The following is a 9,503-nucleotide window of genomic DNA, read 5'->3' as shown; positions in this document are numbered from 1 at the left end:
CACCACACTGAACATGATTGCCGGACTGGAGGACATCTCGTCCGGAGAACTGCGCATCGGGGGCGAGCGGGTCAACGATAAGGCACCCAAAGACCGCGACATCGCGATGGTGTTTCAGTCCTATGCGCTGTACCCGCACATGACGGTGCGGCAGAACATCGCCTTCCCGTTGACCCTGGCGAAGATGAAAAAGGCCGACATCGCCCAGCAGGTCGAGGAGACCGCCAAGATCCTCGACTTGTCGCAATTGCTGGACCGCAAACCGTCGCAACTGTCCGGTGGTCAGCGGCAGCGGGTAGCCATGGGCCGGGCCATCGTCCGGCGGCCCAAAGCCTTCCTCATGGACGAGCCGCTGTCCAACCTGGACGCCAAACTGCGGGTGCAGATGCGCGGCGAGATCGCCCGGCTCCAGCGCAGATTGGGCACCACGACCGTTTACGTCACCCATGACCAGACCGAGGCCATGACCTTGGGGGACCGAGTGGTGGTGATGCATGGCGGAGTGGCGCAGCAGATCGGCACGCCGCAAGAGCTTTACGAGCATCCGGCGAACTTGTTCGTCGCGGGCTTCATCGGTTCGCCGGCCATGAACTTCTTTCCCGCCTCGTTGACGACGATGGGGCTGACGCTGCCCTTCGGGGAGGTGACGTTGTCCCCGCAGACGCAGGAAATCATTGCGCGCCATCCCAAACCGCGCAACGTCATCGTCGGCGTGCGGCCCGAACACATCCGCGACGCGGCGTTGATCGACGGCTACGAGCGGATTCGAGCGTTGACCTTCGGGGTCGACGTCGACATGGTGGAGTCGCTGGGCTCGGACAAGTACGTGTACTTCACCACCTCGGGCCCGGCCGTACACGCCGCGCAACTCGACGAGTTGGAGGCGCAGGGTGAAGTCACCGAGAACCAGTTCGTCGCAAGAGTTCCCGCGGAATCCAAAGCGGCCATCGGCGATTCGATCGAACTAGCCTGCGATACCACCAAACTCGTCGTCTTCGACGCCGACACCGGCGCCAACCTGACCGTGCCGTCGTGACCGCTTTCGTGGACCAGGTGCGCGCATACCTGCGCGAGCACTTCGACGCCGAACCCGACTCGGCCAGCGTGACGTTTCTGGGTACCGAGACCATTGACGTCCTGCGGTTCCGCTCCGGCGGGCTGGTGCATTACGCCTCGCTGGGGTGTTCGCGCCATCCGATGCTCGATCCGACCGAGATGGTGACCGACCAGCTGCGCGGCCCGCGCGCCGAGGTGGTGGTGTCACTGCGCGACCCGGGGCCGGTGACCGGGCTGGCCCGCAGCCTGGCGGTGCTGGCCGCGACCCCGGCGGTCGAGGGTGTGGTGCTGGTTCCCGACGCGCTGATCGACCTCAGTTCGGCGCTGTGGGCGGGAGCGCGGTTCACGGCGGTGTTGTTGAGCCTCAGCGAGATTCCCGAATTGCCCTTAGAGCCACCGTATGACCCGGTGCGTTTCCTCACCGCCACGCCCATCACCGCCACCGAAGCGGCCTGGGTGCGTCTCAAGGGCGCTGAGGCCATGCGACAGGCCTGGGTGGACGACGGGGTCGACGTATTGGATCCCAATCGCGGTGCCGCGCAACCGGGTTGAGCCGTACTCGCCTTAGGTGCCTAGTCGACTGTGAGGACTCACAGCCAGCCGCGTCTGCGGAAACTGAAATACAGGAACACGCAGATGACGACCATCACGCTGATCACTGTCGGATAACCCCACTTAGAGTCCAACTCCGGCATGAAGTGGAAGTTCATGCCGTAGATGCCGGCGACCATGGTGGGCACCGCGACGATACCGGCCCAAGCCGAGATCTTGCGCATGTCCATGTTCTGTTGCATGCCCACCCGCGCCAGCGCGGCCTGCACCAGCGAGTTGAGCATGTCGTCGTAGCTGGTGATCTGCTCAGCGGCCTGGGTCTGGTGGTCGGCCACGTCGCGCAGATAGCGCCGCACTTCCTTGGAGATCAGGTCCTTGCTTTCGGTCTGCATGCGCTGGAACGCCCCCGACAACGGCGCCACGCACCGGCGTAGCTCGACGACCTCGCGCTTGAGCATGTAGATCGGTTCGACGTCGATCTTGCGGCCCGGCGCGAACGCCACCTCTTCGATGTTGTCGATGTCGGTTTCCATCAGGCTGGTCACGCCGAGGTAGTGGTCGACGACATAGTCGGCGATGGCGTGCATCACCGCGTGCGGGCCCAGCCGCAGATGCGCGGGGTTGGCGTCCATCCGCTTGCGTACTTCGGACAGTCCGCCGTGCTCGCCGTGGCGCACCGTCACGACGAAGTCGCTGCCGACGAAGATCATGATCTCGCCGGTTTCCACGATCTCGCGAGCCAGCACCACCGAGTCGTGCGGGACGTAGTTGACGGTCTTGAGGACCAAAAACAACGTCTCGTCGTAGCGCTCGACCTTCGGCCGCTGGTGTGCCTGCACGGCGTCTTCGACCGCCAGTGCGTGCAACCCGAAATCGTCTGCCACGTGCTGCATTTGGGTCTCGTCGGGTTCGTGCAGTCCGATCCAGACGAACGCCTGCTGGCCGGCCTGTTCGACTTCGCGGACCTTGGCCAGCGCTTCGGTGTGGCTGAACTTTCCCGGCAACCGATGCCCGTCGACGTAGACGCCGCAGTCGACCAGCGTCTGGCTCGGCGGATTGGGAACGGGATGAACGTGCTGTGTGCGGGTCCGGGCAACGGGCCGCAAGGCTTCGGGCAGCGCATCGAAACCTGGGAACATGTTCACCTCCGATCGGCGGACGCGGGTCAAACTGGCGGTGGTCCATGCTACGCGTCCGGGCGTTTCCGAGACGGGAGAAAGTGGGCCGCAACAGCTAATTCCCAGCAAAGCGGAGGCGAACGGCCGGGGTGGTGGACCGCCGAATCCCCACCCGCGCCGGTGCGCTAGTTTCGACCCCGAACCTCATACCGCATGACCTCCTTAGGAGCACACCGACGTGAGCGCTAGTCCACTCAAGGTCGCCGTCACCGGCGCCGCCGGCCAGATCGGCTACAGCTTGTTGTTCCGCCTGGCCAGTGGCTCGCTGCTGGGCCCCGACCGTCCGATCGAGCTGCGTCTGCTCGAGATTGAGCCGGCGCTCAAGGCGCTCGAGGGTGTCGTCATGGAACTCGACGACTGCGCCTTCCCGCTGCTGGCAGGCGTCGAGATCGGCGCGGACGCCAACAAGATCTTCGACGGGGTGAACCTGGCGTTGCTGGTCGGTGCCCGCCCCCGCAGCAAGGGCATGGAACGCGGTGACCTGCTGGAAGCCAACGGCGCCATCTTCACCGCCCAGGGCAAGGCGCTCAACGAGGTGGCCGCCGAGGACGTCCGCATCGGCGTGACCGGCAACCCGGCCAACACCAACGCGCTGATCGCGCTCAGCAATGCCCCCGACATCCCCACGGAGCGGTTCTCCGCACTGACCCGTCTCGACCACAACCGGGCAATCTCGCAGCTGGCCAAGAAGACCGGCGCCGCCGTCACCGACATCAAGAAGGTGACGATCTGGGGCAACCACTCGGCCACCCAGTACCCCGACATCTTCCACGCCGAAATCGGCGGCAAGAACGCCGCCGAGGTGGTCAACGACCAGGACTGGATCGAGAACGACTTCATCCCGACCGTCGCCAAGCGGGGCGCGGCCATCATCGACGCCCGCGGCGCCTCGTCGGCGGCCTCGGCCGCATCGGCCACCGTCGACGCCGCCCGCGACTGGCTGCGCGGCACGCCCGACGGCGACTGGGTCTCCATGGCCGTGGTCTCAGACGGGTCCTACGACGTGCCGGAGGGGATCGTGTCCTCCTTCCCGGTCACCACCAAGGACGGCAACTGGTCGATCGTGCAGGGCCTGGACATCGACGAATTCTCCCGCGGCCGCATCGACAAGTCGACCGCCGAACTGACCGACGAGCGCAACGCGGTCAAAGAACTGGGCCTGATCTAGGCCGTCGACCCCTGGGGTGAAACACAGCAGGCGAACCGCGCTGCTGCTGGCGGGTGCGCTGGCGCTTGCCGGGTGCGGCGGCCACTCCGCTGGCCGGCCGGAGTTGGTGGTGGGCTCGGGTTCGAAGGCCGAGTCGGCACTGCTGGCCGGGTTGTATGCCGCGGCGCTGCGGTCCTACGGCTTCCCCGCGCACGTCGAATCGGCCGCCGATCCGATGGCCAAGCTGGACTCGGGGGCGTTCACTGTCGTTCCCGCGTTCACCGGCAGGGTGTTGCGCAGACTGCAGCCGAACGCCGCCGCTTTGTCCGACACGCAGGTCTACCGCATGATGAACGCGGCCCTGCCCGAAGGCATCGCAGCGGGTGACTACACCACCGCGGCCGAGGACAAGCCGGCCCTGGTGGTCACCCAAGCCACCGCCAAGACGTGGGGCGGCAGCGACCTGAGTCTGCTGCCCGGCCACTGTGGCGGGCTGGTGGTCGGGATGGTCAACGGGTTTGGGCCGCCCGCGACGGTCGGTTCCTGTCGGCTGCCCGCGCCGCGCGAATTCCCCGATGCCGCAGCGTTGTTCGCGGCGTTGCGGGCGGGCGAGGTGACCGCGGCCTGGTCCACGACGGCCGATCCCGACGTTCCCGCGGACGTACAGGTGCTCGCCGACGGCAAACCGGCGCTGATCCAGGCCGAGAACGTGGTCCCGCTGTATCGGCGCAACGCGCTGACCGATCGCCAACTGTTGGCCATCAACGAAGTGGCCGGGGTGCTGGACACCGCTGCGCTGGTGGAGATGCGGCGCAAGGTCGCCGGTGGCGCCGACCCCCAAGCCGTTGCCGGGGCCTGGCTGGGCGAGCACCCGCTGGGGCGCTGATAGGCCTGGCGTTGACCGGCGCTTATGTTCTAGCCGGTGAGCTGACGTCGGCGGCGACGGTCGAGGCCGGCTTGCGCGCTTCCCAAAACCGGATGCGCCCAATGGTTTTGGCGGCGCAGCACCTTCAGCCAGGTGTGCCGAGGATCGCGCATCCCACCGCACGTGCCGGGCTGCGCGCGCTACGGACCGCCGTACGCCTCGCCGGATCAGACCCGGTGCGGTTCGCGGCTCGGCGCCTACCGCGGGGCAGGTCGAAGCCGACTAGCCTGCCGCGCTACGCATCCGTGGAACGGTGATCCCGGTGGCTACCCCGTCGGGGGTTCTTTTTCCTCGTCGCTGACCGGTAGGCCTTCGGCGGTGGGAGTCGCCGGGGCGAGAACTTCTTCTTCGGTTGCGTCGGTACTTGCGCCTGATTCCGGTGTTGTCATGTCGGGCGTATACCCGTTGTGGGCTGATCTCAGTGTTTGGGCGGGATGACGCGGCTGATGAACAGCTCGGTGATCCGCTGATAGCCCGAACCGGTGATCCGCACCATCAAGTCCAGCACCTTGGCGTCCGGGCCGACCAGCACCCGGGCGTTGTTCTTGCGCACCGCCTGCAGGATGATCTTGGCCGCCCGCTTCGGACTGGTGTTGGCCAGTCGCTTGTCGAACAGCTGCGCCAGCTCGTCGCGGTCCAGGCCTTCGGCCACGGTGGCGTTGCGGGCGATAGCGGTCTTGATGCCGCCGGGATGCACCGTGGTCACGCCGACCGGGTGGCCGTGCAGTCTCATCTCCTGGCGCAGCGCCTCGGTGTAGCCGCGGACGGCGAACTTGGCCGAGTTGTAGGCGGAATACCCTGGAACGGAGAACAATCCGAACACGCTGGAGATATTGATGACGTGGCCGTCGCCGGAGGCGATCAGGTGGGGGAGAAACGCCTTGGTGCCGTTGACCACGCCCCAGAAGTCGACGTCCATGACCCGTTCGATGTCTTTGAACTGTTCGACTTCGACATTGCCGGTGTGGCCGATGCCGGCGTTGTTGTAGATCTGGTTGACCTTGCCGAAGTGCTCGTTGACCGCGTCGGCGTAGAGCAGGAACGCTTCGCGCTCGGTGACGTTGAGCCGGTCAGCTTTGACCGGCGCGCCGATCGCCTTGAGTTTCTCCTCGGTTTGCGCCAGGCCCTCGAGGTCGATGTCGCAGATCGCCAGCGAGGCACCGGAGCGGCCCAGTTCGATCGCCAATGCCTGTCCGATACCCGAACCAGCGCCGGTCACCACGGCTACTTTCCCGGCGAATCCCTGCATGAGCACTCCCTCGTGTCGACCTCACGTTGAGGCTAGCCGGTACCGGCGGTCCGAGGTTCTATGGGTGGCTGATTGGCGAGGTCGATCGCCCGGCCTCCGGCGTGCTGCAGCAAGTGGCGGCAAGCCGCTGTCCCTAAACTGTGTGGCCGTCCTCGCCTGGGTTGCCTTTGTGACCATCTTGGCCCCCGGACCACGCCAGGCCTGGGTTGCCCCCTGCGCCGCCGGACCCGCCGGGTTGGCCCTTGCCGTTGCCGCCGTTGCCGCCGTTTCCGCCATCGCCGCCGTCGCCGCCGCCGTAAGCGAAGGACAGCCCCCCTTGGCCACCTTGGCCGCCGCCGCCGCCAGCGCCGCCTCGACCGCCGGTACCGGCGCCGGTCGGCGTGCCTCCGGTGCCACCCACGCCACCAATGCCGCCGTGGCCACCGGTCCCTGCCTTACCCTCGCCGTAGTCTCGGTACTCCCCGCCCCGGCCGCCGGTGCCGCCAGCGCCAGCCGCACCGCCGTTGCCGGCATTGGCGTTGGTGCCCACTCCGGCAGCACCTTGGCCGCCGCCACCGCCAGCGCCGCCTACACCGCCGGTGCCGCCGGTGCCTTGCTTTCCGTAGCCGGTGCCGCCCTGGCCGCCAGTTCCCCCTCCGCCGCCTTGGCCGCCGTCTCCACCGGTGCCCGCCTTACCGAGGCCTGAGCCAGCGGTTCCGCCGTTTCCGGCTAGGCCGCCGGCGCCACCGTTTCCGCCGCCGCTGCCAGCGCCCGTGCCGGGGCCGTCGGAGCCGGTGCCACCTTGACCGCCGAGACCGCCGTTGCCGCCGGTCCCACCGTTGCCGTTGGTCCCGCCGAGGGGTGCCGCACCGCCGATCCCGCCGACGCCGCCGGTACCACCCGTGCCACCGGTGCCGCCGGGTGCGGTGGAGTTGACATAAGCGGGGGCACCTCTACCGCCCGTACCGCCCGTACCGCCCGCGCCGCCGGCGCCACCGGTCCCGGTGCCGGTCGCGCTACCGCCCTGACCGCCGGCACCGCCCCTACCGCCGCTGCCGCCGGGCGGGCTGCTGTCCTGCTTGGACAGCGAGCCGTTACCACCCTGGCCGCCCTGACCGCCGGCGCCGCCGGCCCCGCCGTTGCCGCTGCCGGTGGCGTTACCGCCTTGACCACCAGCACCAGCCGCACCGCCGGTGCCGCCGGCTCCGCTTGCGCCCGGCGCGCCGCGAAAATCGTTACCGGCGAGCCCGCCGTCGCCAGCTGTCCCACCGGCGCCCCCGGTGCCGCCACGACCACCGCTCACGGCGCCGTCACCGGCGGCGCCGGCGCCGCCAAGGCCGCCAATTCCGCCGGAACCCCCGACCCCGCCGTTGCCGTTGACTCCATCCGCGGACCGGCCACCGACCCCGCCGGTGCCACCCGTGCCGCCGGTGCCGCCGGTGCCGCCGCTGTGACCGGTGCCGGCCATGCCCGCACCGCCAACGCCGCCTGCGCCGCCTGCCCCGCCCACACCACCTGCGCCGCCGTTACCCGGATGGCCGCCGCTGCCGGCGTCGCCACCGCGGCCGCCGTGGCCCGCTGCGCCGCCGTGGCCGCCGTTGCCGGCGCCGCTACCGTTGTCCGCCGCGCCTGAGATGCCATTGCCGCCGTTGCCGCCGGCTCCGCCCACGCCGCCGCTGCCGTTGGTGCCGTCTTTCAAGAAGCCCGTGGTGGCGTTGCCGCCGTTGCCCGCATCGCCACCGTTGCCTCCGGCACCGGGGGTGGAACCGGCCCCTCCGCTACCCCCGGCGCCGCCGTTGCCGCCCTGGCCGCCGTTACCGCCGTCGTAGACGCTCGTGCCGCCGACACCGGCGTGGCCGCCGCCGCCGCCATCCCCGCCGGCGCCGCCGGTTCCGCTGACTCCGCCGGTGCCGGCATCACCACCGGCACCACCATGGCCGCCCTGACCACCGCGGCTGCCGTTGCCACCGCTGAGACGGTTGTCGTGGCCGTTGCCGCCCTGGCCACCGACGCCGCCCCGGCCGCCGGCCCCACCGTTTCCATTTGTTCCGCCGGGACCTGCCCCACCACCGGTACCGCCGTCGCCGCCGGCGCCGCCGTTGCCACCCTCGCCGCCGCCGTGGTCGGCCGCGGCACCGTTGGCGGCTCGACCCCCGGCGCCGCCGTCGCCGCCGGCGCCCGCGTTGCCGCCGACGCCCAGCGTGCCCACGGCGCCGGTCGCACCGCCACTGCCGCCTTTGCCGCCGGTGCCGCCGGCACCACCGGGTCCGGCTCCATCGGCGGTGTCGATCGTGCCTGACCCACCACTGCCTCCGGCGCCACCCTGACCGCCTGCGCCGCCGTCGCCTCTGGTGCCGGTGGCACCGCCAGCGCTACCACCCATGCCACCGTTACCGCCCGCGCCGCCCTGACCGCCGCCCCGGCCACTGTCGGCGCCGCCGTCGGCGCCGCGCCCGCCGCTACCGCCGGTGCCTGCATCGCCGCCATCGCCTGCGAGACCACCCTTGCCGAGCGCGCCTGCTGCGCCTCCGGCACCGCCGTTGCCGCCCGAACCGCCGGCGCCGCCACTACCGGCGCCGCCGCCCGTGTCAGCGGCCCCATGACCGCCATTTCCGCCTGTGCCACCGCGGCCGCCGGTCCCGCCATCACCGTTGCTGTCGGCCGCCGTTGCGGCGCTGCCTCCGGTACCGCCGGTGCCGCCGCTACCGGCGTTGCCGCCAACGCCCCCAATGCCTGCATTGCCGCCGTCACCGCCGTCACCGGCGGTGCCGCCGTTGCCCCCAGCACCGCCGACTCCGACGGTGCCCGCCGCTCCGCCGGCGCCACCGTCACCGCCGCCACCACCAGAACCGCCGGACCGGCCGGGAGTGGACGTTGCTGCGCCGTTGCCGCCGTTGCCGCCGTTGCCACCAGTTCCGCCGGTGCCGCTTATTCCCTGCGGGCCGCCGGCGTTACCGCCCGCGCCACCCGCCCCACCCGCGCGGCGGGTAACGGTGGTGCCGGCGGCCAAGGCGCAGATGGGCTGACCGGTAGCGGTCACTCGGGGGGCCGAGGTGGCGTGGGCGGCACCGGCGGCCAGGGCGGTAGCGCGGGAGGTGCCAACGGCAGTGCGGGTGCCAGCGGAAACGGCGGTGCCGGCGGGCAAGGCGGCGACGGCGGCACGGTCCTACCCGGCGCCAGGTCGGGGGCCGGTGCGGGCGGGGCAGGCGGCGCCGGTGGCACGGGCGGTGTCGCCGCCGCGCTCGGCAGCGGCGCCACAGTCGGCGATGGCGGCAATGGCGGTGCCGGCGGCAACGGGGGTGACGGCATCAACGGTTCTCCCGCCTTGGCCGGCGGGGCGGGCGGCTACGCCGGGCTGCTGTTCGGCGCCGGCGCTGCCGCCGGCACCGGGGGCACGGGTGGTCTCGGCGGATCCGG

8 protein-coding genes are annotated in these 9,503 nt (G+C 70.4%); 5 read left to right on the top strand and 3 right to left on the bottom strand.

Annotation, left to right across the window (positions count from 1 at the left end; translation table 11 throughout):
• Together A9W95_RS06280 and A9W95_RS06275 are read left to right on the top strand one after the other, a co-directional pair.
• A partial coding sequence (locus A9W95_RS06280; RefSeq protein ID WP_067409777.1) for an ABC transporter ATP-binding protein occupies nt 1-1,036 on the top strand: 1,036 nt, incomplete at its 5' end.
• The gene (locus A9W95_RS06275) at nt 1,033-1,608 is read left to right on the top strand and encodes a suppressor of fused domain protein (RefSeq protein ID WP_067409774.1); all 576 of its coding nucleotides are present in this window, start codon (nt 1,033-1,035) and stop codon (nt 1,606-1,608) included. The genes A9W95_RS06280 and A9W95_RS06275, both read left to right, overlap by 4 nt.
• A gap of 38 nt (nt 1,609-1,646) precedes the next feature.
• Here the strand turns inward: A9W95_RS06275 and corA are convergent, their stop codons facing one another.
• Nucleotides 1,647-2,747, bottom strand: coding sequence for a magnesium/cobalt transporter CorA (corA, locus tag A9W95_RS06270; protein ID WP_067409775.1), 1,101 nt, complete (start codon nt 2,745-2,747; stop codon nt 1,647-1,649).
• A gap of 217 nt (nt 2,748-2,964) precedes the next feature.
• On the opposite strand from corA, the gene A9W95_RS06265 reads away from it, so the two are divergent.
• Both A9W95_RS06265 and A9W95_RS06260 read left to right on the top strand, forming a co-directional pair.
• Nucleotides 2,965-3,954 carry a malate dehydrogenase gene (locus A9W95_RS06265; RefSeq protein ID WP_067409772.1) on the top strand — a complete coding sequence of 330 codons (990 nt, stop codon included), beginning with the start codon at nt 2,965-2,967 and terminating at the stop codon, nt 3,952-3,954.
• A 16-nt stretch (nt 3,955-3,970) separates the two neighbouring features.
• The gene (locus A9W95_RS06260; protein WP_067409770.1) at nt 3,971-4,819 is read left to right on the top strand and encodes a glycine betaine ABC transporter substrate-binding protein; all 849 of its coding nucleotides are present in this window, start codon (nt 3,971-3,973) and stop codon (nt 4,817-4,819) included.
• A gap of 457 nt (nt 4,820-5,276) precedes the next feature.
• On the opposite strand, the gene A9W95_RS06255 is transcribed toward A9W95_RS06260, so the two are convergent.
• Both A9W95_RS06255 and A9W95_RS28195 read right to left on the bottom strand, forming a co-directional pair.
• Complete coding sequence (locus A9W95_RS06255; protein WP_067409768.1) at nt 5,277-6,107, bottom strand: SDR family oxidoreductase; 831 nt, start codon at nt 6,105-6,107, stop codon at nt 5,277-5,279.
• A 133-nt stretch (nt 6,108-6,240) separates the two neighbouring features.
• Nucleotides 6,241-9,126: a hypothetical protein gene (locus A9W95_RS28195; RefSeq protein WP_067409767.1), complete on the bottom strand. Its 2,886-nt coding sequence runs from the start codon at nt 9,124-9,126 to the stop codon at nt 6,241-6,243.
• 18 nt (nt 9,127-9,144) lie between these two features.
• Between A9W95_RS28195 and A9W95_RS28190 the strand changes: the two genes are divergently transcribed.
• Nucleotides 9,145-9,503, top strand: a 359-nt coding sequence (locus tag A9W95_RS28190; protein WP_216638135.1) for a hypothetical protein, incomplete at its 3' end; no start/stop codon positions are given.

Origin of the sequence: Mycobacterium sp. 1423905.2 (assembly GCF_001673155.1) — a bacterium.
GTDB lineage: Bacteria > Actinomycetota > Actinomycetes > Mycobacteriales > Mycobacteriaceae > Mycobacterium.
The sequence above is the reverse complement of the archived record's forward strand: the minus strand, read 5'-3'. Positions and strand labels throughout refer to the sequence as shown.